22 protein-coding genes and 1 pseudogene are annotated in these 23,832 nt (G+C 72.3%); 14 read left to right on the top strand and 9 right to left on the bottom strand.

The window, feature by feature from the left end; genetic code table 11:
- Nucleotides 1-9: 9 nt before the first annotated feature.
- On the top strand, nt 10-696 hold the full coding sequence (locus AC6JBM_RS02505; RefSeq protein WP_497981983.1) for a TetR/AcrR family transcriptional regulator: 687 nt from the start codon (nt 10-12) through the stop codon (nt 694-696).
- On the opposite strand, the gene AC6JBM_RS02500 is transcribed toward AC6JBM_RS02505, so the two are convergent.
- Nucleotides 690-1,772 (bottom strand): aldo/keto reductase, encoded by a 1,083-nt coding sequence (locus AC6JBM_RS02500; protein WP_497981982.1) that lies wholly within the window; start codon nt 1,770-1,772, stop codon nt 690-692. The two genes, AC6JBM_RS02505 and AC6JBM_RS02500, sit on opposite strands and share 7 nt — an antisense overlap.
- A gap of 91 nt (nt 1,773-1,863) precedes the next feature.
- Between AC6JBM_RS02500 and AC6JBM_RS02495 the strand changes: the two genes are divergently transcribed.
- The 3 genes from AC6JBM_RS02495 (at nt 1,864) to AC6JBM_RS02485 (ending at nt 4,279) form a co-directional block, all read left to right on the top strand.
- Entirely contained in the window at nt 1,864-2,736 is an 873-nt protein-coding gene (locus tag AC6JBM_RS02495) for an AraC family transcriptional regulator (RefSeq protein ID WP_497981981.1), read from the top strand.
- A 68-nt stretch (nt 2,737-2,804) separates the two neighbouring features.
- On the top strand, nt 2,805-3,608 hold the full coding sequence (locus AC6JBM_RS02490) for a YwqG family protein (RefSeq protein WP_497981980.1): 804 nt from the start codon (nt 2,805-2,807) through the stop codon (nt 3,606-3,608).
- A gap of 62 nt (nt 3,609-3,670) precedes the next feature.
- Nucleotides 3,671-4,279, top strand: a complete 609-nt coding sequence (locus AC6JBM_RS02485; protein ID WP_497981979.1) for a class I SAM-dependent methyltransferase — start codon at nt 3,671-3,673, stop codon at nt 4,277-4,279.
- On the opposite strand, the gene AC6JBM_RS02480 is transcribed toward AC6JBM_RS02485, so the two are convergent.
- Both AC6JBM_RS02480 and AC6JBM_RS02475 read right to left on the bottom strand, forming a co-directional pair.
- Nucleotides 4,251-4,430: a hypothetical protein gene (locus AC6JBM_RS02480; RefSeq protein ID WP_497981978.1), complete on the bottom strand. Its 180-nt coding sequence runs from the start codon at nt 4,428-4,430 to the stop codon at nt 4,251-4,253. The genes AC6JBM_RS02485 and AC6JBM_RS02480 overlap by 29 nt on opposite strands.
- 45 nt (nt 4,431-4,475) lie before the next feature.
- Complete coding sequence (locus AC6JBM_RS02475; RefSeq protein ID WP_497981977.1) at nt 4,476-6,284, bottom strand: methyl-accepting chemotaxis protein; 1,809 nt, start codon at nt 6,282-6,284, stop codon at nt 4,476-4,478.
- Between the two features lie 149 nt (nt 6,285-6,433).
- Here AC6JBM_RS02475 and AC6JBM_RS02470 point away from each other — a divergent pair, with 149 nt between their 5' ends.
- The gene (locus AC6JBM_RS02470; protein WP_497981976.1) at nt 6,434-8,452 is read left to right on the top strand and encodes a fibronectin type III domain-containing protein; all 2,019 of its coding nucleotides are present in this window, start codon (nt 6,434-6,436) and stop codon (nt 8,450-8,452) included.
- A 45-nt stretch (nt 8,453-8,497) separates the two neighbouring features.
- A pseudogene (locus tag AC6JBM_RS02465) lies at nt 8,498-8,784 on the top strand (DUF6183 family protein); the annotation flags it as partial.
- 91 nt (nt 8,785-8,875) lie between these two features.
- On the opposite strand, the gene AC6JBM_RS02460 reads toward AC6JBM_RS02465, so the two are convergent.
- The 5 genes from AC6JBM_RS02460 to AC6JBM_RS02440 all read right to left on the bottom strand — a co-directional run bounded on the left by AC6JBM_RS02460 (nt 8,876) and on the right by AC6JBM_RS02440 (nt 14,819).
- Nucleotides 8,876-9,637 (bottom strand): IclR family transcriptional regulator, encoded by a 762-nt coding sequence (locus tag AC6JBM_RS02460; protein ID WP_497981975.1) that lies wholly within the window; start codon nt 9,635-9,637, stop codon nt 8,876-8,878.
- An 11-nt stretch (nt 9,638-9,648) separates the two neighbouring features.
- A complete protein-coding gene (locus AC6JBM_RS02455) occupies nt 9,649-10,740 on the bottom strand; it encodes an ABC transporter ATP-binding protein (RefSeq protein WP_497981974.1) in 1,092 nt (363 codons plus the stop codon).
- A complete protein-coding gene (locus AC6JBM_RS02450) occupies nt 10,737-12,521 on the bottom strand; it encodes an ABC transporter permease subunit (protein WP_497981973.1) in 1,785 nt (594 codons plus the stop codon). Before AC6JBM_RS02450 ends, AC6JBM_RS02455 begins: the two co-directional genes overlap by 4 nt.
- Nucleotides 12,518-13,582 carry an ABC transporter substrate-binding protein gene (locus AC6JBM_RS02445; RefSeq protein ID WP_497981972.1) on the bottom strand — a complete coding sequence of 355 codons (1,065 nt, stop codon included), beginning with the start codon at nt 13,580-13,582 and terminating at the stop codon, nt 12,518-12,520. The genes AC6JBM_RS02450 and AC6JBM_RS02445 overlap by 4 nt, the downstream gene beginning before the upstream one ends.
- A gap of 118 nt (nt 13,583-13,700) precedes the next feature.
- Complete coding sequence (locus tag AC6JBM_RS02440) at nt 13,701-14,819, bottom strand: PLP-dependent cysteine synthase family protein (protein WP_497981971.1); 1,119 nt, start codon at nt 14,817-14,819, stop codon at nt 13,701-13,703.
- A 135-nt stretch (nt 14,820-14,954) separates the two neighbouring features.
- Here AC6JBM_RS02440 and AC6JBM_RS02435 point away from each other — a divergent pair, with 135 nt between their 5' ends.
- From AC6JBM_RS02435 to AC6JBM_RS02410, 6 genes are all read left to right on the top strand, one after another.
- Nucleotides 14,955-15,341: a nuclear transport factor 2 family protein gene (locus AC6JBM_RS02435; protein ID WP_497981970.1), complete on the top strand. Its 387-nt coding sequence runs from the start codon at nt 14,955-14,957 to the stop codon at nt 15,339-15,341.
- A 31-nt stretch (nt 15,342-15,372) separates the two neighbouring features.
- Complete coding sequence (locus tag AC6JBM_RS02430; protein WP_350616565.1) at nt 15,373-16,974, top strand: phytoene desaturase family protein; 1,602 nt, start codon at nt 15,373-15,375, stop codon at nt 16,972-16,974.
- Nucleotides 16,975-17,001: 27 nt separating this feature from the next.
- A complete protein-coding gene (locus AC6JBM_RS02425) occupies nt 17,002-17,400 on the top strand; it encodes a cupin domain-containing protein (protein WP_350616567.1) in 399 nt (132 codons plus the stop codon).
- Entirely contained in the window at nt 17,397-18,875 is a 1,479-nt protein-coding gene (locus AC6JBM_RS02420) for an aldehyde dehydrogenase family protein (RefSeq protein ID WP_497981969.1), read from the top strand. Before AC6JBM_RS02425 ends, AC6JBM_RS02420 begins: the two co-directional genes overlap by 4 nt.
- Before the next feature lie 91 nt (nt 18,876-18,966).
- Nucleotides 18,967-20,574 (top strand): amidohydrolase, encoded by a 1,608-nt coding sequence (locus AC6JBM_RS02415; protein WP_497981968.1) that lies wholly within the window; start codon nt 18,967-18,969, stop codon nt 20,572-20,574.
- A 2-nt stretch (nt 20,575-20,576) separates the two neighbouring features.
- Nucleotides 20,577-21,050, top strand: a complete 474-nt coding sequence (locus tag AC6JBM_RS02410; RefSeq protein WP_497981967.1) for a RidA family protein — start codon at nt 20,577-20,579, stop codon at nt 21,048-21,050.
- A gap of 26 nt (nt 21,051-21,076) precedes the next feature.
- Here AC6JBM_RS02410 and AC6JBM_RS02405 read toward each other — a convergent pair whose 3' ends face one another.
- Nucleotides 21,077-22,696 (bottom strand): methyl-accepting chemotaxis protein, encoded by a 1,620-nt coding sequence (locus tag AC6JBM_RS02405; RefSeq protein WP_497981966.1) that lies wholly within the window; start codon nt 22,694-22,696, stop codon nt 21,077-21,079.
- A 119-nt stretch (nt 22,697-22,815) separates the two neighbouring features.
- Between AC6JBM_RS02405 and AC6JBM_RS02400 the strand changes: the two genes are divergently transcribed.
- Both AC6JBM_RS02400 and AC6JBM_RS02395 read left to right on the top strand, forming a co-directional pair.
- Nucleotides 22,816-23,049: a hypothetical protein gene (locus AC6JBM_RS02400; protein WP_497981965.1), complete on the top strand. Its 234-nt coding sequence runs from the start codon at nt 22,816-22,818 to the stop codon at nt 23,047-23,049.
- A 53-nt stretch (nt 23,050-23,102) separates the two neighbouring features.
- The gene (locus AC6JBM_RS02395; protein WP_497981964.1) at nt 23,103-23,789 is read left to right on the top strand and encodes a diguanylate cyclase; all 687 of its coding nucleotides are present in this window, start codon (nt 23,103-23,105) and stop codon (nt 23,787-23,789) included.
- The last annotated feature ends 43 nt before the right edge of the window (nt 23,790-23,832 follow it).

Here is a 23,832-nt window from a genome sequence, read left to right as displayed (position 1 = left end):
GACCCTGATATGTCGAGACGGATCACGGACGGCCCCCCGCTGAGCCGGGAGCGGGTGCTGGGCGCGGCCGTGGAGCTCGCCGACGCGGGCGGCATCGCCTCGCTGACCATCCGGTCGCTGGCCGACAAGCTCGGGGTCAAGCCCATGTCCGTGTACCACCACGTCGCGAACAAGGACGAGATCCTCGACGGCATCGTGGACCGCGTCTTCGCCGAGATCGAGGTCCCCGCGGCCGGCGGCGACTGGCGGGCGCAGCTGCGGCGGCGCTGCGGCTCGGCCCGCCTGGCCCTGCGCCGGCACTCGTGGGCGATCGGCCTGCTGGAGTCGCGCACCACGCCGGGCCCGGCCACCCTGCGGGCACACGACGCGGCACTCGGATGCCTGCGCGGCGCGGGCTTCACGGTGCCGCAGACCGCGCACGCGCTGACGGTGCTGGACAGTTACGTGTACGGATTCGCCGTACAGGAGGCGTCCCTGCCGTTCGACGAGCGGCAGAGCGCCGGCGACGTGGCCGAGGACATCATGGAGGGCTTCGACCCGGGCGCCTATCCGCACCTGGTCGAGATGGCCGTCGAGCACATCACCAGGCCCGGGTACTCCTTCGGCGACCAGTTCGGCTTCGGCCTGGAGCTGATCCTCGACGGCCTGGCCGCGCTGCTCGGCTCCGGGGCCGACCGGGCCCGGCGAGATCAGTAGCGCACGGTGCTCTGCAGCAACGGCGGGTACACCTCGGAAGGCTCGCCGTCCACAGTGGACCCGGCGAACTGCAGCATCGCGCGCAGCGGGCCGTGCAGCGGGGCCGGGTAGTTCAGGTCGGGCGCCGACGCGGCGTCCAGGGCCGCGAGGTGCGACGGCGTCAGGGCCACCTCCAGGGCGGCCAGGTTGCCGTCGAGGTGCTCCAGGCGGCGGGCCCCGACGATCGGGACGACCGTGCCCGGGCGGGAGCGCAGCCAGGCGAGGGAGACGGCCGCGGCCGACGTGCCGAGCTCCTCCGCGATCGCGTGCACCGCGTCGATCACGACGTGGTCCGCGTCCGTGGGCTGCCCGACGAAGGCGGTGCGGGCCGAGTCCGTGACGCCGGTGCCGCGGCGGTACTTGCCCGACAGGAACCCGTTGCGCAGCGGGCTCCACGGCACCAGCGAGAGGCCCTGGTCCAGCGCGAACGGGGCCAGCTCGCCCTCGACCGTGCGGGCCAGCAGGGAGTACTCCACCTGCAACGCGACCAGGGGCGTCCAGCCGCGCAGCAGCGCCGTCGTCTGGGCCTGGGCCGTGAGCCAGGCGGGGGTGTTGGAGAAGCCGATGTACCGGATGCGGCCCTCCCGCACGAGGTCGTCCAGCGCGCGCATGGTCTCCTCGATCGGGGTGTTGCGGTCCCAGTTGTGCAGCCAGTAGAGATCGAGGTGGTCGGTCTGCAGCCGGCGCAGGGTCTCGTGCAGCTGCAGGCGGATCGCGGACCGCCCGGCGCCGCCCGCGTTCGGGTTGCCCGGGTGCATGTTCGCGAAGAACTTGGACGCGAGCACCACGCGGTCGCGGGCGCCCGGCCGGGCCGCGAAGTAGTCCCCGAGAATCCGCTCCGAGTGGCCGTTGGTGTAGAAGTTCGCGGTGTCGACGAAGTTGCCGCCCCGCTCCAGGTACGCGGTGAGGATCTTCTCGGACTCCTCGACGCCGCAGCCGGCGGCGCCCGGGTCCTCGCCGAACGTCATCGCGCCGAGGGCGAGCGGGCTGACGCGCAGGCCGGACCGGCCGAGGGTGACGTAGTGGTCAAGTGTCATGCGTCAAGTCTCGGCGCGCGGGCGCTCGCGAGGTAGACCGATCCGCGCGGCCTCTTGCACGATCCTGCCGAGTTCGGCAAGAGTGGGCAAGGTGCTGGAGGAGATGCGGCGGCTGATCGCCACCCACGCGCGGCCCGACCTGCGCACCCCGATCGACGGGCTGCTACTGTCCAGAGTGGACGCCTCGCCGCCCGAGCACTCGCTGACCGAGCCGCTGCTGGTCGTCATGGCGCAGGGCGGCAAGCGGCTGGTGCTCGGGTCGGAGGTGTTCGAGTACCGGGCCGGGCAGGTCCTCGTCGTCACCGCCACGCTCCCCGTGAGCGGCCACTTCCTGCGCGCCACGCCCGGCCGGCCCGCGCTCGGGATGGGCCTCGTGCTGCGGCCGGAGGCGATCGCGCCGCTGCTGCTGCGCGCCTTGCACAAAAGCGGCGCCACTCCCCCGGCGATGGCGACCGGCCCGGCCGGCCCGGAGCTGCTCGACGCGGCGGTCAGGCTGCTGCGGCTGCTCGATCACCCAGCGGACGCGCCGGTGCTGGCCCCGCTCATCGAGCAGGAGATCCTGTGGCGCCTGCTGACCGGCCCGCACGGCGCCGTCGTGCGCGAGATCGGCCGGGCCGGCAGCGGCCTCGACCACGTGGGGCGCGCGATCCGCTGGCTGCACGAGCACTACGCCGAGCCGATGCGCGTGGCCGACCTGGCGCGGCTGGCCGGGATGAGCCCGTCGGCGTTCCACCGGCACTTCCGGGCCATCACGGCGATGAGCCCGCTGCAGTTCCAGAAGCGCATCCGGCTGCAGGAGGCGCGGTCGCTGCTGACCGCCCGGGCCGGGGACGTCGCGGGGGTCGGGCATCTCGTGGGGTACGACAGCCCGTCGCAGTTCAACCGGGAGTACCGCCGCCTGTTCGGCACCCCGCCCGGCCAGGACGCCGAGCGCCTGCGCGCGACCGCCCCCTCGCTGCCCTAGCGGCGGGGTGCGGCCCTGCGGCCGGGCCGCGCCCCCGATCCGCATCGCCCGAGCCTAGGCTCGGGGGCATGACGCGGACCACCCCACCCCGGCCGCTGGACGTCACGGCCGGCTTCCCCGAGCTGAACGCGCACACGACGACGGCGACGCGGCTGCACCCGCGGCCCGGTGCCCCCGCCGTCACGCAGAGCTCGATCGGCGGCCCGCTGCTCTGGCCGGCGGGCGAGCCGTGGCCCGTGTGCGACGGGGACGACCACGACGGCCCGGTTGCGCTGCCGACCCCGATGATCCCCGTCGCCCAGGTGTACCGCCACGACGCCCCCGACTTCGCGGGCCCGGACGGCACCGACGTGCTGCAGGTGCTGTGGTGCCCGCTCGACCACCTGGACGAGGGGTACAACCCGCTGGTGCGCGTCTTCTGGCGGCGCGCGGCCGGCGTCACGCGGGTCCTCGCCGAGCCGCCCGTGCCGGCCGAGGTGCACGAGGAGTACGTCCCGGCACCGTGCGTGGTGCACCCGGAGCGCGTGCGCGAGTTCGACTACATCGGCTCGCTGCCCGGGGACCTCGCCGCGCGGGTGCGGGAGCGGTTCGGCTCGCGGTACCAGTACGACCTCTCCCTCGCCCCGGGCTGGAAGCTCGGCGGCTTCGCGAACTGGTCGCTCACCGACCCGCTGCCGATGGACTGCGAGGCGTGCGGGGCCCCGATGACGCTGCTGTTCACCGCCGCCTCCAGCGAGGGGCCGGCGAGCTGGCAGCCGCTCGAGGACGCGCCCGTCACGCCGACCGGGGTCGTCATCGGGCGGGGCTACTCGTTGTACGTGTTCCGCTGCCCGGCCTCGTTCGAGCACCCGGTCGCCACCGCGATGCAGTGAGGTTTTGCCGGAACGGCAAAGCGATTCGCCGCGCCGGGCGGGTTCGGGTCATGGTGGCCGGCATGGACGCACAGGAGTGGGACGAGCGGTACCGCGCGCAGGACCGGCTCTTCAGCGGCAACCCGAACGGCGTGCTCGTCACCGAGGCGAGCGCGCTGGAGCCGGGGCGGGCGCTCGACGTCGGCTGCGGCGAGGGCGGCGACGCGCTGTGGCTGGCGGACCGCGGGTGGCGGGTCACCGCCGTCGACATCGCCCCGACGGCGCTGCGGCGCGGCGCCGCGCTCGACCCCGACGGCCGCGTGACGTGGACCGAGGCGGACCTGAGCACGAGCCGGCCGGCGGCGGGCGCCTTCGACCTCGTGTCGGTGCAGTACTTCCCGCTGCGCCGCGAGGCGGGCGACGCCGCGCTGCGCGGGCTGCTCGACGCCGTCGCGCCGGGCGGGCTGCTGCTCTACGTCGGGCACGACGTCTCCGAGGTGCCGGCCGGCAGCGGGTTCCGCCCCGAGGACTACTACCACCCGGCCGACGTCGCCGAGCGACTCGGTCCACAGTGGACGGTCTTGGCCGACGGGACGCGCCCGCGCACCGCACCCGCGCCGCCCGGCACCCATCACCGCCACGACACCGTGCTGCTGGCCCGGTTCACTCCCGCGTCAGCAGCCACGTCGTGAGGATGAGCAGCGCGCAGCCCGCGGTGCCGACCGCGAAGATCCGCTCCCACGAGACCAGCTCCAGCGACGCGCCCGCGTAACCGGAGGCCCAGATGGCGGCGCACAGCACCACGGTGGCCGTCCGCAGCCGCTTCGCCAACGGCTCAGTCATGCCGGCAGACCATACACACGGACCATGACGGTTTCGTGTCAGCGCTCAGTGCGGCACGGCATCGGACCCGCGCGCCTCGGTGAGCTCGCGCACGTAGTCGCGCAGCCGGCCGCGGGCGGCGGTCCCGGTGCCGGTGAACTCGATGCCGAGCTCCAGTCCGTCCGGCGTGAGGTCGGCGCGCATGATCCGCGCGGGCAGGGCGAGGCGCTCGCCGTGGACGGTCAGCACCAGATCCACGTCGCCGCCCCGCGGCCCGGCCGTGTCCGTCCGGCAGCGCGCGCCGCTCTCGGAGACGTCGGTGATGTCGGCCGGGAAGGTCTGCCCGCCCTGCCCGAGCGCGGCGGCCACCGGGAGATGGGCGCGCGGGTGCCGGCGGCGCTCCAGCCGGTCGCCGATGTCCGCCAGCGACTCGATCCGCTCGATGGTGGCCACGACCCGGTTGCGCAGCGCCTCGACCACGCGGCGCTGCTCGTCGGCGACCGCGCTGAGCGAGGACGTGACCTCGTCGATGCCGCCGATGCCCGCGGTCACGGTCGCGATCGCGCCGCCCATCGCGGCCGTGTTCGCCTCCAGCGACGTGATGGTGCTGGAGATCTCGGCGGTCGACTCGGTGGTCGTGCCGGCCAGCTGCTTGACCTCGTCGGCGACGACGCTGAAGCCGCGCCCGGCCTCGCCGGCCCGGGCCGCCTCGATGGTCGCGTTGAGCGCCAGCAGCTTCGTCTGGTCCGCGACCCCCGCGATCAGGGCCGTGATGCCGCTGACCCGCTGCAGGCTCTCGCCGAGCTGCCCCACGACCCGGTCGGCGTCGCCGGCGTTGCGGACCGCGTCGGTGGTGCGCCGCCCGGCCGCGTCGACCCGCTCGTCGATCGCCGCGGCTGCGGCCAGCACCTGCTCGACGTCGCGCATCACCTGATGCAGCTCATCCCGGACCTGCATGGAGCTGTCGGCGACGGCCTGCTGCGCCCGGTCGCGCAGGCTCGCCTCGCCCGCCCGGGCGTGCTCGGCGTTGGCGCGCGTCTCCGCGTCGCGGGCCGCGTGCTCCCGGGCGAGGCCGGCCTCCTGCTCGGCCAGCGCGTCGAGCATCGCGTTGAACGCCGCCGCGACGCGGCTCAGCTCGTCCTGCCCGGTGGCCGGCAGCCGCTCCTGCCGGCCGACGGCGCCGCTGGCGATGCCCGCCATCCGGTCGCGCAGGCGCCCGATCGGCCGCAGGATGACCAGGTTCAGCGCCACCGCGATCAGGACGACGAGGAGCATGACGAAGCCGCCGAACGCGACGGCGAGCCGGTACATCGTCGCCTGGTGCCGTTGCAGGGTGGCCAGCGAGCCCGTGACCTCGGTGTCCACGAGCGCGCTGACCTCGTCGAGGGTCGGCATCATGTCGTTGGACGGCTCCAGGTTGCCCACCGTCATCACGTAGACCGCGCGCTTGAGGTCGCCCTGCTGCGCCGCGGCCCGGACCTGGTCGGCGAAGCCGTTGTAGCTGTCGTAGTCGCGGCCGAGCCGGGCCAGCAGCTCCCCGAGCTTCGCGCCGGACCCGAGGCGGCGGGCCGCGGCCAGGTCCTCGGCCATCTGCTTGCGGGCCGCGGCCGCCTGCTGGAACGTGGTCTCGGCCAGGTCGGCGTTGCCGGTGTCGCCGCCGAGGAGCACCGCGACGTACATGTTCATCTGGTCGTCGTAGTTGTAGAAGTCCGACCGCAGCTCCCAGACGGCGGTCTGCAGCAGGTGCATGCGCCCGCGGTAGTCCGACACATCGCGCTCGGCCGACGCGGCCAGCACGGACACGGAGATCGCCACGGTCAAGGCGATGGCGAACACCACCGCCAGTGCCACATTGGCCCGTCGTGCGATGGTCATCGGTCGCACCCTTCCACACCAACGACTATCGGACACATCGCGGTGTTTGCGCAGATCATTCGCAGTTCCCCTCCGACATGAGCCCAATTGTCATAGTTTGTGGTAATGACGGGCTGAATCGTGGCTCGTCAGGTACCACGGGGGGATTTGTGCGAGTTCAACGCTCCAACCTGGCGCTGCTGGGGGCGGCGGTGCTCTGTGCGCTCGTCGCCGGCCCGGGCGTCGCGGCGCCCGCGGCCTTCGCCGCCGAGCACGCCGAGCAGCCGGCGAAGGCCGCTGCACACCACAAGAAGCACCAGAAGCAACACCAGAAGCAACACCAGAAGCAACAGGACAAGACCAAGCACGACAAGGCTTCGGTCAAGAAGAAGGCCGCCACGGCCGCGGCGGCGGAACCCGCGCCGAGCCCGAGCGTCAGCCCGAGCCCGAGCGCGGGCGGCGGCGTCCAGAACGCCACCGGCATCTCGCTCATGGCCGGCTACAGCGCGGCCAGCGCCGACGTCGGCCAGACGCTCACGTGGTCCGCGACGCTGACCCTGACCGGCGGCGGGAGCTACACCGGCGTCAACTTCACGCTGTACCTGCCCACCGGCGTCGACGCCGAGGCGGCCTCGGGCACGACCGACTGCGGCGCCACCCTCATGGCGATCAGCAGCCGCACGCTCATCGTCGCCGGCGCGTCGATGTCGAACTCGCAGGCGACGTGCGTCTACAGCATGCCGGTGCACGCGACCCAGGCCGGCACGTACGCGGCCAGCACGGGCATCGCGAACAACACCCAGGTCCAGACCTACGACTACAGCGCCACGTTCACCGCGATCCCGGTCCCGACGCTCTCCGCCGCCTTCTCGGCCGCGACCGTCGTGGCCGGCGGCGCGGCGAGCCTGGACCTCAAGCTGGACCGCGTGGACACCGACGCGAAGTCGGGCCTGGGGTACACCGTTGCCCTGCCGAGCGGCGTGACCGTCGGATCCGGCTCGGCGACCAGCGACTGCGGGGGCACGCTCACCGCGGCCACCGGGCAGTCCACCATCGAGCTGGCCGGCGCGACGCTCGCCACGAGCGTCGCGAGCTGCACGACCTCGGTGCCGCTCGCGTTCTCGGGCACGGGCGTGAAGACCATCACCGGGCAGACCGACGTCACCGGGCTCACCGGCCTCGTCAACGGGGTCACGACGGCCGACATCGAGGTGTACCCGGCCGTGCCCGACCCGCAGACGATCACCTTCGCCCAGCCGGCGGACGTGCCGTCGTCGACGAGCTGGATCAGCGTGGACCCGACCTCGTCGGCGAGCCTGTACGTGACGGTCACCAGCAACACGACCGACGTGTGCACCGCCGCGCCGGTCGAGACGTCGGGCAAGCAGGTGCAGATCCGCAAGCCCGGCACCTGCTCGCTGACCGCCGCCCAGGCGGGCAACGGGTACTTCGCCCCGGCCACCCCGGTGACCCGCACGTTCGCGGTGCTCCCGCCGGCCCCGAGCGCGGTCACGGCGACCGCGAACGACTCCTCCATCACGGTGTCGTGGACGGCGGCGTCGCCGGCCACGGGCATCACCGGCTACAAGGCGATCGCGAACCCGGGCCCGGCCACGTGCACGACGACCGGCGCGACCACCTGCGTGCTCGGCGCCCAGGCGGGCACCTCCTACACGGTCACCGTCGTCGCGCTCGCCGGCGAGGCGCAGTCGGCCGCCGCCGGCCCGTCCGCGCCGGTGGCCGCGCCCGCGCCCGTCGCGCCCGCGACGCCGCCGTCGACGAACCTGACCCTCACCACGGACAAGGGCCAGATCAGCACCACGGTCCCCGGTGCGGACATCACGTTCATCGGCAACGGGTTCGCGCCCTACTCGACGGTGGTCATCACGATGTACTCGGCGCCGCGCACGCTCGGCACCGCGGTCACCGACGGCACGGGCTCGTTCAGCAAGCGGATCACCATCCCGGCCGACCTCGCCGCGGGGGCGCACACGGCCCTCGCCCAGGGCGCGGCCCCCGACGGGACGACCCGCTCGATGGCGCTGGCCCTGACCGTGGCGGAGCGCGCCGCGGGCTCGGGCACGCTGCCGGTCACCGGCGCGGGCGTCATGCTGCAGCTGCTCATCGGCTGCGCGATGGCCATGACGGGCACCGGCCTGCTGTGGGCCGGGCGCATCCGCCGGGTCTGACGCATCGAGGAGGGGCCGCCGGGCGATCCCGGCGGCCCCTTTCGCGTGCGGCTCCTGGCCCTCTCCCCCGGCACCGTCGCCGACGCCGTCCGGCTCCTCGCGGTCGCCTGGCCGGGCCGGCCGGTCCGCTCCGCCGCCGCGCTGCTCGCCTCCGGCCACAGCCCCGGCGACCTGGCCGGCGCACTGGGCGCCGCGGACCCGAACGAGCTGCGGGCCTGCCTGCTGCACGAGCTCGCGCTGCGCGGCGCGCGCCCGTCGAGGTCGCCTGGGCCGGCGAGCCGTGGTGGCCCGAGCACCCGCTCGCCTGGCTGCCCGCGACGCTCACTGCGCTGGAGGGCCGCCCCGAGGTCGCCCGCTACGGCCTGAGCGGCGGCAGCGGCGGCCTCGCCGCCGCCTCGCCCTGTTGTCCGCCACCGACCCCGACTAGCGGCTGCTGGCCTCGGCCGCCCGCTGCAGAGCCGCCTGGATCGTCGCGACGTACTGCTCGTCCGACCGGGTCATCGGGACGACCACGGCCAGGACGCCGAGCAGGAGGCCGCCCTGGAAGATGGGCGCCGCGACCGCCCACGACTCCTCGGTCGACTCGCGGCCGCTGTAGCCCATGCCCCGTTCCCGGATGACGGCGCATTCGGCCCGCAGATCCGCCAGGGTGCGCACGGCCCCGGACTCCGTCTTGAACTCGTCGGTGCCCGGCGGCAGACCGAGGTAGCCGTGCTCGGCGTTACTGAACGCGAGAAGGGCCTTACCCGCGGCGCCCAGGTACACCGGCCCGCGCTCACCGGGGTGGCAGACCCTGCGCACCAGCCGGCGGGACTCCGCCGACTCGATGCAGACACGGTCGTTGCCGGAGCGGACGAAGAACGCCACGGTCTCGTCGAGCTCGTCGCGGAGGCTGGAGGCGACCTCTCCCGCGAGCTTGCGGATGCCCGACCACTGGTCGCCGGCGTACAGCAGCGCGGTCAGCTCGGGTCCGGGGAAGAACTGGCCGTCCTCGTGCTGTTGCAGGAAGTCGGCCATCTTCAGCGTCGCCAGGAGCCGCGATGCGGTGCTCAGGCTGACACCGGCCTGGCCGGCGAGCTCGGTGAGGGTCCGGCTCCCGCGAGCGGCCGCGGAGAGCAGGTTGAGCGCGCGGATCACCGATCTGACGCCGCGCTGCTCGGTGGGCTCGTCTTCCAGCTCGGTCAAGGTGGCCCCCTTCATCGTTCGGCCTTGGAGCCGAAGACGTTCACATCACGTGTCCGCCAGATCATGCCTACTGTCTCGCCGGTACGGTAGGGATGTTCGCCGTCGTCGTGCTGCATCTGCACCCGCACGGGGCCGAATGTCTCGGAGTGGACTGTATACATCGTGTGCGAGCCGAGGTATAGACGGTGCGTGATCTTCCCGGTGCAGTGGCTGAACCCGGGAGGCGGGGTCGCCGCGATGTTCGTCAGCGCGATCCGCTCCGGGCGCACCGCGGCCACGGACGCGTCGGCGGGCACGACCCTGCCGTCGTCGACCGGCAGCAGCCCGCCGTTCTCGACGCTCAGCCGCCCCGGGGCCTCGGGACGGACCGCGAGCATGTTGTTGGTGCCGAGGAAGTCCGCGACAAAGGCGGAGCGGGGGTGCTCGTAGAGCTCCCGCGGCGTCCCCATCTGCTCGATCCGGCCGTGGTTCATCAAGGCGATGCGATCGGACATCGACATCGCCTCCTCCTGGTCGTGGGTGACGTAGACCATGGTCACCTTCAGCGCCTGCTGGAGCTGCCGGAGCTCGACCTGCAGACGCTGCCGCAGCTTGCGGTCGAGGGCGCCCAGCGGCTCGTCCATGAGCAGGAACGCCGGGTCGAACACGACCGCCCGCGCCACCGCGATCCGCTGTCGCTGACCGCCGGAGAGCTGGTCGGGCAGCCGGTTGGCCGCGGCGGCCATGTCGACGAGCTCGAGCGCCCGGTCGACCCGCTCGGCGATGACCTCGCGCCGCTCCTTGCGCATCTCCAGCGGGAACGCGAGGTTCTCGCGGACCGACATGTGGGGGAAGAGCGCGTAGTCCTGGAACACGACACCGATGTTGCGCTTGTCGCTCGGCGTGTGCGCGATGTCGACGCCGTCGACGCGGATGGTCCCCGAGGTGGGGTCGGTGAACCCGGCAAGCATCATCAGGGTCGTGGTCTTGCCCGATCCTGACGGGCCGAGCACCGTGAAGAACTCACCGGGCTCGATCGTGAGGGTGAGGTCGTCGACCGCGACGTGGTCGGCGTACTCCTTGCGGACGTTGTCGAACTGGATCGCGCCGTGGCTGGCGGTCATGAGGTGCTCCTCGAGGTCCGGGTCAAGCGGCGGAACAGCGCATAGCCGAGCCAGATGACAACGGCGCACGCCATGACGAAGACGGAGATCACCGCCACGGTCGGGTTGGTCTCCAGCGAGAGCGCCTCGAAGATCCGCTTCGGGAGCGTCTTGACGTGCACGCCGGAGAGGAAGATCGCGACCGTCGACTCGTCGAAGGAGGTCAGGAACGCGAAGAGGGCGGCGGTCACGACGGACGGGGCGATCAGCGGCAGCACGATCCGTCGCAGCTGGACCGCCCGGTTGGCACCCAGGCTGGCGGCGGCTCGCTCGTAGGCCGGGTTGAGCGAGCGGAGCCCCGCGCTGACCACGCTGAACACGAAGGGCAGCGCCAGCGTCACGTGGGCCAGGACGATCCCCAGCTCGGTGTCGACGAGCCCGATCCGCTCGAACTCCACGTAGAAGCCGGCGGCGGCGACCACGGTCGGGAACAGCAGCGGCAGCATCATCAGGGTCGAGGTCAGCGCTCCCCACCGGCGGACCGTTCCCCGCACGACACCCATCGCGGCGAGCGTCCCGAGCAGCCCGGCGACGACGGTCACGACGAGCGCGATCCGGACGCTGACCGCGAGCGGATCGAGCCAGTCCTCGGTGAAGAACTCCGAGTACCACTGGGTCGAGTAACCGACCGGCGGGAAGACGAGCGCCTCGGTGGAGGCGAACGAGATCGGGATGACGATGAACTGGGGCGCCAGCACGAGGGCGCCGAGGACGGCGGCCACGACCTTCGGCAGCCTGCGGCTGCGGGTGACGCCGAGGCGGTCGAGTCCGCCGACCGCGCGGCCCGCCAGCCGGAGGATGCGTCCGCCGCCGCGCGTGGCGCGGGCGGAGCGGGTGGCCGCGGTGCCGGACCGGCCGGCGATCTCGGTCGTCGACATCCCGGTCAGCCGCTGGAAGCCCAGGACGATGACCAGGACCAGGGCGCCGAGCACGAGCGCGGCGGCGGAGGCGAGGCCGTAGTCGCCGCTCTCCTTGATGGCACTGTGGATCAGCGGGCCGAGCATGCTGCCCTTGGAGCCGCCGAGGAGCGCGGGGATCACGAACGCGCCGATGCCGTACACGAAGCACAGGACCGATCCCGCCTGGATGCCCGGCTTGGTCAGCGGCAGATAGACCCGGACGAACGCCTGGGCCGGCCCGGCGCCGAGACTGGTCGCGGCCCGCATCCGCGAGTTGTCGACCGAGCGCATCGTGGCGGCCAGCGGCAGGATCATCAGCGGCAGCAGGTAGTGGGCGAGGCTGACGACGACCGCGATCGGCGTGAAGACCATCGCGATCGGCTCCAGTCCGAACTGCTCGATCAGCTTGTTGATCGGGCCCTGGCGTCCGAGGATCACCAGCCAGGAGAACGACCGCAGCAGGATCGAGGTCAGGTAGGGCGCCATGATCGCGACCGTCAGGAAGGTGCGCAGCCAGCGGCCGCCGTGGACCATCTGGTACGCGATCGGGTAGCCGAGGAGCAGTGCCACGAATGTCGAGGCCGCGGAGATCAGGATCGTCCGCACGATGTTGTCGACGTAGCCGGAGTGCCCGAGGAGCCGGGTGAAGTTCTGCAGGCCGAAGGTCGGTTCCGTCACGCTGCGCAGGCAGAGGATCGCGACGGGCAGGACGAAGATCAGGGTCACGACGACGACCGCGGGAACCCCGCCCAGGTCCCAGCCGCGCCGGCGGGGCCGGCCTCCCGCGGTGCGGGAGGCCGGCCCCGGACGGTCCACCTTCGGGGATGCCGGAGTGGTGGTCACGCGTTCTGCCAGTCCTGCCAGCGCTTGAGCACGTCCGCGCCGTTCTTGGCCCACCAGTTCACGTCGATGCGGAAGGTCTCGTCGCTGGCCGTCTCCTGGGTGCCGGGCAGGTCGGCGCGCGCCTTGGCGTCGAGGCCGTCGACCACCGACTTCAGCGACGGCGTGTAGCCGAGCTTGTCCATGATCGCCTTCTGGACCTCGGGCTTCAGCGAATACTCGATCGCCTTGTACGCGTCCTGCTCGTGCTTCGCTCCCTTGGGAATGACGAGCTGCTGCACGGAGAGGACGGCGCCCTTCCAGGTGTAGTCCAGCGGCACCGCGCCGCTCTTGGCGATGCTCTTGATCCGCGCGAGGTTCCCGTAACCCAGCGTGATCTCGCCCTGCGAAATGGCGTTCTGCAGGTCGCCGTTGGACTTGAAGAAGATGGTGTCGCCGCGGATGGTGTCGAGCTTGGCGAAGGCGCGGTTGAGGTCGAGCGGGTAGAGCTGGCTGGGCTTGACACCGTCGGCGATCAGGGCGCCCTCGATGATGCCCCAGGGCAGGCCCACCATGCCGCGCTTGCCCGGGATTCGCTTCGTGTCGAACAGGTCGGCCCAGGACTGCAGGCCACCGGGAACCTTGTCCTTGTTCCAGAACAGGTTGCGCGAGAACGTGTACCACGGCACCGAGTACTCGGTGACCGCGCTCGGGTCGGCGAATCCGCTGAGGCTCTTGGTGTCGATCGGCTGCAGCATGCCGGCGGCCATGAACTGGGCCAGCGAGGAGTCCTCGGCGTCGATCAGGTCGACGCTCATCGAGTTGGACTTGGACATCTGCACCAGCTTCGCGACGTCGGAGCCGCTGCTGTCGTAGAGGACCTTGACGCCGGACTCCTTCGAGTACGGGTCGAAGAGCGTCGCCTTGACGGCGTCCTGGTAGGTGCCGCCGAAGCCGGCGTACGTGATCGACCCCTTCACATCCCCGCCGCCCGAGCAGGCCGTGATGCCCAGGGCCACGACAACCGCGGCCAGCACGGCACTGACGCGACGCCGGCCCCCGGTCACGCCGAGACTTGTTCGCATAAGGGTTCCTTCTTGGTCAGAGCGGCCGGTTGGGTACGTGGACCCACCCGAGTTGCACTTCCACAGAGTGAAAGTGTGACTTCCATTGCAGAGATGCTGTGGCTCAAGCGGCGGGCTGTCAAGAGCTGTGGCCGGGCTTTCCCGCGATCACACAGGCAAGTGATCCCGAACGGTCGTACTCGTCCAGCACGGCGGCGTACGGCGCCACGTCGATGCCCTGCTCCACGCGCCAGGACGCGTCGTAGTACGTCGAGGTGTAGCGCTCGCCGCCGTCGCAGATCAGGCTCACCACGCTGCCCCGCTCGCCGTTGCGCTCCAGTTCGGCGATGAGCCGCAGCGTCGCCCACATGCTCGTCCCGGTCGAGGGCCCGACCCGGCGGCCCAGGCGGCGCGAGATCCACAGCATGGTCGCGACCGACGCCGCGTCCGGCACGCGGACCATCTCGTCGATCACCTCGGGCACGAACGACGGCTCGACGCGCGGGCGGCCGATCCCCTCGATCCGCGAGCCCCGGGCCGACTGCAGTCCGCGATCGCCGAGGCGCCAGGCGTCGAGGAAGACCGAGTGCTCGGGATCCGCCACGAGCAGCCGGGTCGGGTGCCGCCGGTAGCGCAGGTAGCGCCCGATGGTCGCGGCGGTTCCGCCGGTGCCGGCGCTGGCGACGATCCAGGCCGGCACCGGCTGCGCCTCGCCGGACATCTGCTCGAAGATCGACTCGGCGATGTTGTTGTTGCCGCGCCAGTCGGTGGCCCGCTCGGCGTAGGTGAACTGGTCGAGGTAGTGGCCACCGAGCTCGGCGGCGAGGCGCCGCGCCTCGTCGTACACCTGTCCCGCATGGTCCACCAGCTGACAGCGCCCGCCGTGCCACTCGATCAGCTCGAGCTTGGCCGGGCTGGTCGAGGCCGGGACGACCGCGATGAACGGCAGGCCCAGCAGGCGGGCGAAGTACGCCTCGGAGACCGCGGTCGAGCCGCTGGACGCCTCGACCACCGTCGTGGCCGGGCCGATCCAGCCGTTGCAGAGCGCGTACAGGAAGAGCGAGCGCGCGAGCCGGTGCTTGAGGCTTCCGGTCGGGTGCGAGGACTCGTCCTTCAGGTAGAGGTCGACGCCGTGCCGGCCGGGCAGGTCGAAGGGCAGCAGGTGGGTGTCGGAACTGCGGTTGGCATCGGCCTCGACACGGCGGATCGCCTCGTTGACCCAGGTCCGGTCGGCACAGGCCTGGTCGCGCATCGTCATTCGAGCTCTCCTTCGGGGGCTGCTTCCGACCGCTCTCGCGGATGCCGTGGTGGCGCTTGACCGTGTTCGAATCCAAAGGCATCCTATGGTACGGAAGTTGGACTTCCACTGTATGGAAGTATTGAAAGGAATTCCGTGACCAACCAACCCGTGAGTCCGGCCGATGCCCGAGCGATCGAGGAAGTCCTCAACCGGGTCGCCTACCTCCTCGACACCCATGAGTACGACCGGCTCGGCGAGGTGTTCGCGCCCGAGATCTTCTTCGACAACCCGGGCCGCCTCACGGCCAACGGGCTCGACGACGTGATCGCGAGCTTCAAGGCGATCGCGACGCCCGCGGTCAGTCACCACATCACGAACGTGGTCGTGGTCGGCGCCGGCGAGGACACCGCGCAATGCCAGAGCAAGGCGCTCGCCCTGCGGGCCGAAGGCAAGATCACCGCGGCGATCTACCGCGACACCGTGACCCGCACCGACGCGGGATGGCGCGTCTCGGCTCGACGGATCAGCCCGCTGGGCTGACCGGCAACGGCGACGGAACGGGAGGAAGCAGATGGAGCAGGCGTACGACGTGATCGTCGTCGGAACCGGGCACAGCGGTCTGGTGGCCACCGGGTACCTGGCTCGGGCGGGGTTGAAGGTGCTGGCCCTGGAGCGGCGCGACGTCGTCGGTGGCACCTGCGTCACCGAAGAGGTGTTCCCGGGCTACCGCGGCAGCAGCGTGGCCAATGCGAGCCACAGCCTCGATCCGCGCATCGCCGCGGAGCTGGAGCTGGAGAAGCACGGCCTCCGCTTCGCCCACCCGCCGCTCGGATCGCTGACCCTCTTCACGGACGGCCGGGCCCTGCCGGCCTGGCCGGACCGGGTCAAGCGCCGGGCGGTCATGCGGCAGTTCGCGCACGGGGACGCGGACCTCGACGGCTACGCCTCGGTCATCGAGCTGTACGCCTCGGTGGCCCGGCAGATGAAGGTCTCCTTCTACGACCCGCCGCCGTCGTTCGCCGAGGTGGCCGCCCGCTTCACGACCCCGCGCCAGCGCCGCGACTTCGAGTCGATCATGTTCGGCCCGGTCGCGGACATCCTCGAGGAGCGGCTCTCGTCCCCGCAGCTGCAGGCGTTCTTCGCCGGCACCGCGGTCGCGACCAACTTCGTCGGCCCGCGCACGCCGGGCAGCGGCTACCTGCTGCTGCAACGGCCGCTGTGGGAGGAGTCGATGCGCAGCGTCGGCAGCCACGACGACAACGAGCTGATGATGCGCAACGCCGCGCCGATGGGCGGCATCGGCGCCGTGACCGGCGCGATGGCGGCGTCCGCCCGTGCTCACGGAGCCACGATTCTCACCGGCGCACAGGTCGAGCGCATCCTCTGCAAGGACCAGCGGGTCCTCGGTGTCGTCCTCAGCGACGGGCGCGAGTTCCGCGCACCCCGGGTCGTCTCCAACGCGAACCCGAAGCTGACCCTGACCAAGCTGGTCGGACCCGAGGACATCGGGGAGGACCTGTACGACCTCGCCAAGTCCGTCAGCATGAAGGGCACCTCCGCCAAGGTCCACCTCGCGCTCGAGGGCACCCCGCGGTTCGCCGCCGCGCAGGACGAGGAGGAGAACCGTCTCTTCCTCGGCACCAACTTCCGGATCGCGGCCAGCATCGACGTGCTCCAGAACGCCTACAACGAGGCGGTGCTCGGGCGCTGGACCGATCGGCCCACGGTCACCGCGATGGTCGACTCGGCGCACGACCCCTCGCTGACCCCGCCGGGATGCCACTTCATGAGCCTCAGCGTTCGGGGCGTCCCGTACCACCTGGCCGAGGGCACCTGGGACGAGCAGCGCGACGACCTGGGCAAGGCCGTGGTCAGCACGCTGGAGGAGCACATCCCGAACCTGTCCCAGATCCTGGCCGGCGTGCACGTCTACACGCCGCTGGACCTCGAGCGCGAGTTCGCCCTGGTCGAGGGCAACGGCGCGCACGGCGACATCGTGCCCGGGCACATCTTCGACTCGCGTCCGATCCCCGGCTGCGCCGACTACCGGACCCCGGTCGAGGGGCTCTACCTGACCGGGGTCGGCAACTGGCCGGGCAACTTCATGAGCGGCGTCACCGGCTACAACGCGAGCAACCGCGTGCTGAGCGACGTCCGCCGTTCCACCGACTGACCCGACCCCACGAACCAGAGGAGCACGATGATCATCGGACGAGGTATTCCGGCGGACCGGGTGTCGGCCATGCGGCCGGCGACCACGACCGGACAGGTCTGGTCGGACATCGTCCTGGCCGACGGCGGGACCCGCGCCCTCAACATGTTCTTCGCGCCCGGGTCGCGCACGCACTGGCACCGGCACCCGGGCGGCCAGATGCTCTACACCGTCTCCGGCGAGGGCTGGATCCAGGAGCGCGGCGGCGAGGTGGTGGTGATGCGGCCGGGCGACGTCGTCTGGACCGAGCCCGGGGTCGAGCACTGGCACGGTGCCACCGCGACCGCCCAGCTGATCCAGCTGGTGCTCCACTTCGGCGACGTCGAGTGGACCGGCGAGGTCGGCGAGGCCGACTACACCGCCTGCGGTGCCGAGGGCGCGCGATGAGCAGCCGGCCGGCCGATCTGGTCGCGCAGCTCGTGGGCGACAGCCCGGGCTCGTGGGTCGGCGGCACCTGGGTGAGCGCCCCGGACACGTTCGACGTCCACGACCCGGCGACCGGGGCCACGATCTGCGCGGTCGGGGACGCCGACGCCGACCTGGCCGCCGCGGCGGTCGCTTCGGCCGCGGCCGCCCTCGACGGGTGGTCGTCGGCGACCGGCTGGCAGCGCTTCGAGGTCCTCAGCCGCGCGACCGACCTGCTGGGCGAGCGGGTCGAGGCGCTCGGCGAGCTCATCAGCGCCGAGACCGGCAAGCCGCTGGCCGAGGCGATCGGCGAGGCACGCAACACGGTCCGCTTCTTCGAGTGGTTCAGCCACGAGACGCTGCGTCTTCCCGGCGAGGCCTGGGCCGACGTCGCGCCCGGCCGCGACGCCCTGGTCCTGCACGAACCGATCGGGGTCGTCGTCGCGATCACGCCGTGGAACTTCCCGGCGTTCATGGTGGCCTGCAAGGTCGGCGCCGCGCTCGCGGCCGGCTGCGCGGTGGTGCTGAAGCCGGCCCCGCAGACGCCGCTCACCGCGCTGGCCATCGCACGCTGCTTCGGGGAGGCGGGTCTCCCGCCCGGCGTCCTGAACGTCGTCGTCGCCGGCGATCCGCAGCGGGTCAGCGACGTCCTGCTGGAGGCCCCCGAGGTTGCCTGCATCAGCCTCACCGGGTCACGCGCGGTGGGCGAGCTCGTCATGCGCAAGGCCGCGTCGTCGATCAAGCGGGTCCTGCTCGAACTGGGCGGCAACGCGGCCGCGGTGGTACTGCCCGACGCCGACGTCGCCCAGACCGCGCGTGACCTGGTCCGGGCCCGGTTCCTCAACTCCGGGCAGGCGTGCATGGCCGCGAACCGGGTGTACGTCGTGGACGCGAAGGCCGGCGATCTGGTCGCCGAGCTCACCGCGGCGGTCGACCGGATCGTCCTCGGCGATCCGCGCGATCCGGCGACCACGATGGGCCCGCTCATCGACCACGCGGCCGTGAGCAGGATCGAGGCGCAGCTGGCTCAGGCCGTGGCGGACGGCGCGACCGTCGTCGCGGGCGGTGCCAGGGCCGCCGAGAACGACACGAGCGCGTTTCTGGCGCCGACACTGCTCACGGCCGAGGGACGCAGCCAGCCCGCCGTGCTCGGCGAGGAGTTCTTCGGCCCGGTGCTCAGCGTCATCCGCTGTGCCGACGTCGACGAGGCGGTCCGGTTGGCCAATGCGACCGAGTACGGCCTGGCGGCGTACGTGTTCGGCGGTGACCAGGCCGCCGCGACGGCGGTTGCCCGCAAGCTCAAGGCGGGCTCGGTCGGCGTCAACACGCCGCTGGTCAGCGAGCCGGCCCTGCCGTTCGGCGGCATGCGCGCCAGTGGCCTCGGACGGGAGCGGGGGCGGCTCGGCGTCGAGGAGTACCTGGAAACCAAGACCGTGCAGATGCCTGCCGTCCGCTGAATCACAGCCTGACCCGCTATCGCCGGCCTCGCCCGCGACGGCGGCTTCACAACCACACCCAGAAAGAGGTAGAGCAGTGCCAGGAGAGACGGTGTGCTTCGTCGGTGGCCGGGTCCGCACCATGGACCGGTCCGGAACCGTCGCGGAGGCGTTTCGCGCCGAGGACGGCCGGATCGCGGCGATCGGGACGACGGAGGAGATTCTCGCTGGGGCCGGAGATGCGCGGATCGTCGACCTGGCCGGCGCGGCGGTGATCCCCGGGCTGATCGACTGCCACTCCCACCTGGAGCTGCTCGCCTATTCCTGGGAGCTCGCCGTCGACTGCCGCTCGTCGCGGGCGTCGAGCATCGAGGAGATCGTGTCCGCGCTCGCGGAGCGCGCCGGCGCCACGACCGCCGGCGAGTGGATCCTCGGTCAGGGGGAGCACTACCAGAACCTCAAGCTCGCCGAGGGGCGCTACCCCGATCGGCACGACCTGGACCGGGTCAGCACCACCCACCCGGTGATGTACCGGGCGAGCTACCACCTCAACGTCTTCAACTCCCTGGGCCTGGAGCTGCTGGGGGTCGACGACGACACTCCGGACGCGCCCGGGGGCCGGATCGAGCGCGACCCGGCCACCGGCGTCGCCACCGGCCGCACCTACGACATGTTCGAGCCGCTCGGCGGGCCGCAGCCGGCGGTCTCGGAGCTCGCGGCGGCGATCAAGCGAGTGCAGGACCGGTACCTCGCCGTCGGCGTCACCACGGTCGGCGACATCCCCCTGCACCATGCCGGGCTGGAAGCGATCTGCTCGATCGCCGCCGACGGCGGCCTGGTGCTGCGCGCCGCGCTGTACCCGAAGCTGGAGGCCGTGGTGTCGGCCGAGGACGTGCGCACCGGCAGTGCCAAGGCCCGCATCGACGCCCTCGACCCCGACCATGTCGCGATGGTCGGTTTCAAGGTCTTCCTCGACGGTGGGCTCACCGCCGGGGCGGCGGCCCTCCACGAGGACTACCCCGGCCAGCCCGGCTACCGCGGCGAGCTCGCGTTCGTCGACGGCCAGGTCGCCGCCCTGGTCGCCACCGCCGATGCGGCCGGGCTGCAGATCGCCATGCACGCGATCGGCGACCGTGCCCTGGACCAGGCCATCGACGGCGCGCTGGCACTGCCGGCCGGGCGCCACGGCGTCGCCCGGCACCGCATCGAGCACGCGGGCAACATGTTCATGACCAACGAGCGGATCAAGCGGCTGGCCGCCTCCGGAGTCGTCCCCGTTCCGCAGCCGGCCTTCATCCTGACCACCGCGGCCGGATACGTGGCGCACCTGGGCAGCGACCGGATCGGGACCGTGATGCCGTTCCGCACGCTGATCGACCACGGCCTGCCGATCCCGGGCAACTCCGACGCGATCGGCATCACCGAGGACCAGCACAACCCGTTCCCGGCGATGCAGGCCGCCGTCACCCGGCGCACCAACGACGGCGCCGTGCTCGACGCCCAGGAGGCGGTCACGGTCGAGGAGGCGCTGCGGATGTACACCGAATGGTCGGCGTTCTCGATCGGCTGGGAGGATCGGGTCGGCTCGCTCGAGGTGGGCAAGTTCGCCGACTTCGTCATCCTGTCCGCGGATCCGCTGGAGACCGAGCCGGCGGATCTGGCCGCCCTGACCGTCGCGCAGACCTGGATCGGCGCGGCGCTGGTCTTCGAGCGGGGCTGAGCGTGGACGAGCAGATCGATCCGGTGTCCCGGCTGGCCGCGGCCGGCATCGACCTTCCGGTCCCTCCCGAGCCGCTGGCCAACTACGTGCCCGCCACCCGCAACGGCCTGGTGGTGCACACCTCGGGCCAGCTCCCGTTGCGTGCCGGCCAGCTGCCGCACCGGGGCAAGCTCGGCCGGGACGTGACGCTGGAAGAGGGCGGGGAGTGCGCCCGGCAGGCCGCGGTCAACGCACTCGCCGCGGTCGCGGCCGTGGCCGGTGGCCTCGACCGCGTCGCCGCGGTCGTGAAGGCGGTCGTCTACGTCGCGAGCGACCCCTCGTTCACGGCGCAGCCGCAGGTTGCCAACGGCGCCAGCGAAGTGCTGGAGCTGGCGTTCGGGCCGCGGGGACGGCACGCACGCAGCGCCGTGGGGGTCGCCGTGCTGCCGCTCGACGCTCCGGTCGAGGTCGAGCTGGTCGTCGAACTTCGCCCGTAGCGGTGGTGGTGGCCTCGGACAGCGGCTCAGACCTGGTAGGCCGCGACGGTCCGGCGCAGCTCGGACGCCATCCGGGCCAGCTCCGCCGCGGTCGCCTGGGTCTGCGTCGCGCTCGCGCTCACCATGGCCGAACTCTCGGCCACGCCGCCGACGGTGGACGCGATCCCGGCCGAGCCGTCCGCGGCCTGCCCCACGCGGCGCGCGATCTCCCCGGTGACCGCGGTCTGCTCCTCCACCGCCGAGGCGATGGTGGCCGTGTAGTCGTTGATGGTGCCGATCACCGTGGCGATCTCGCCGATCGCGGAGACGGTGCCGGTGGTCTCGTGCTGGATCGACTCGACCTGCCCGGAGATCTGCTCGGTCGCCTTGGCCGTCTCGCGGGCCAGCTCCTTGACCTCGTTCGCGACGATCGCGAAGCCCTTGCCGGCCTCCCCCGCCCGGGCCGCCTCGATCGTGGCGTTGAGCGCGAGCAGGTTGGTCTGCTCGGCGATCTGGGTGATGAGCGCGACGACCGAGGTGATCTGGGCCGAGGCGTCGCCGAGGCGCTCGACGCTGTCGTTGGTGCGCTGCGCGGTCTGCGAGGCCGTGGACGCGACCCCGGCCGCCTCCGCCGCGTTGCTCGCGATCTCCTTGATGGCCAGCGTCATCTCGTCGGTCGCGGCCGCGACGGCCTGCACGTGGTGGGACACGTCCTCGGCGCCGTGGGCGACGGTGCCGACCTGCGCGCTGGTTCCCTCGGCGGCCGAGGCCAGGTGGTTGGAGACGGTGGAGAGCTGCTCCGAGGCGGCCGCCACCTGATCCGACGCCGAGCCGACCTGCCGCACCATCTCGGCGACCGAGCCGGCGGTGCCGTTGAGGGCCGCGGCGACCTGGCCGATCTCGTCGTCGTAGCGCACCGCCACCCGCGCCGTGAGGTCGCCGTCGCCGATGCGGCCCAGCGCGGCCACGCACGCCTTGAGCGGCCCGGTGATGAGCCGGCTGATGGCGAGCGCGAGGGCGACGCCGAACACGAAGCTGACCGCCAGCATCACGACGACCTCGTTGCGGGTGCCGTTGTAGCGGCCCTCGGCGTAGGCGTCCTCCGCGTCGGCGCGCGCGACCGTCGCGGACTCCAGCGCCGACAGCGAGCCCTGCACGGCGGTGGCGATCGAGCTCGCCTCGGTCCGGGCGCGCAGGACCGAGGCGCGGTCGCCCCGGTCGTCGGCAGGCAGGAGCGAGCCGTTGACGGTGTCGAGGTACCGCTGCCAGCCCGAGCCGAAGTCGTCCAGCGCCCGGGTCTGCGCCGCGTCGAGCCCGAGCCCGCGCACGGCGCCCGTGCTCGTGACCACCTGCGCGCCGAGCCCGCCGAGCGTGCTCTTCGCCTTCGCGCGCCCCGCGGCGTCGGCGGCGAGCACGTGCTCGTCGACGGCGACGATGGCCTGCGTCACCAGGTCGCGCAGCCCGCCCGAGGCCTGCAGCTGGCGGCTGAAGCCGTTGAGCTTGCCCACCTGGTCGTTCACCATGCCGAGACTGCTCAGCGCGGTGATCCCGTCGCCGAGGCTGAACAGCGCGACGACGAGCACCGCGAGCAGAATCTTCGTACCGACGCGCCGATTGCCGACGGGTCCGATCCACGACCGCTTCCGGGCCGGTTCCACATCGTGCATGCGCCTCGTCCGGTCCTTCCACAGCGCTCGGGGCGACCAAAATGCACCGTAAGGCGAATCCCGGCCCGCTCAGGCGCGAACACCGCACCTTGCAACCGAGGCCGGTTACGGTGAGGGGCATGCAACAGCCGACACCGGACTGCCTCACGGTCGACGTCGGGCCGCTCGTCGAGATCGTCCGGGCCCACCTGCGGCTGACCGAGACGCTGCTGGACTGCGGAGTGCAGTGCGGCTGGTCGCCCCTGCAGGCCGCCGGGGTCCGGGCCGGGCTCGACCAGTGCGGGGCGGAGCTGAACACGATCCAGCGCAATCTGGCAACGGACACGGCCATGGACACGGACACCGACGCCTGACCCGATTCGCCGCCTTGGCGCATGTCCGGGCCGGGCACGCCGATGCCATGGGTATGCGGGGTTCGACGCGAGCGGCGCCCGACGAGCGGCGCCGGATGCTCAACGCGCTGGTGGTCGTCGTCGTGCTGGTGATCGGCGGCGGACTGTCGGCGGTGGCCGCGGCGCTCGTGGCCCGCCGTGAGGAGACCGAGGCCCGGCTGCGCGCCCGCGAGGCCGAGCTGCGCCACCTCGCGCTGCACGACCCGCTCACGGGGCTGGCCAACCGCACGCTGTTCTGCGAGCGGGTCGAGCACGCCTTCGACACCCACCAGCGCGCAGGGCAGGCCTTCGCCGTGCTCTTCGTCGACCTCGACGGCTTCAAGCCGGTCAACGACCGCCTCGGGCACAACGCCGGCGACGCCGTGCTGCGCCAGGTCGCCGAGCGCCTGCGCCGCGCCGTCCGCTCCGCCGACACCGTCGCCCGCCTCGGCGGCGACGAGCTCGCGATCCTGGTCGAGCAGCTCGCCGCGCCGGCCGACGTGTCGATCGCCGCCCGCCGGGTCATCGCCGCCGTCGGGCGGCCGCTGGAGCCGGTCGGCGGGGTCCCGGCCGAGGCCGCCGAGCTGTCCGTGTCCGCCAGCGTCGGGGTGGCGCTCAGCGGTGACGCGGTGGGCGCGGACGACATCCCGCGCCGGGCGGACGCCGCGATGTACGCGGCGAAGACCAGCGGCAAAGGGCGCTACGTGATCGATCGCGCCTAGGCGCGGCGCCGCCCGGCGAGGCGCGCGGCCCCGCCGAGCAGCA

This window comes from Dactylosporangium thailandense, assembly GCF_059739745.1.
Note: the sequence above shows the minus strand (reverse complement) of the source record. Positions and strands in the feature narration are given on the sequence as shown.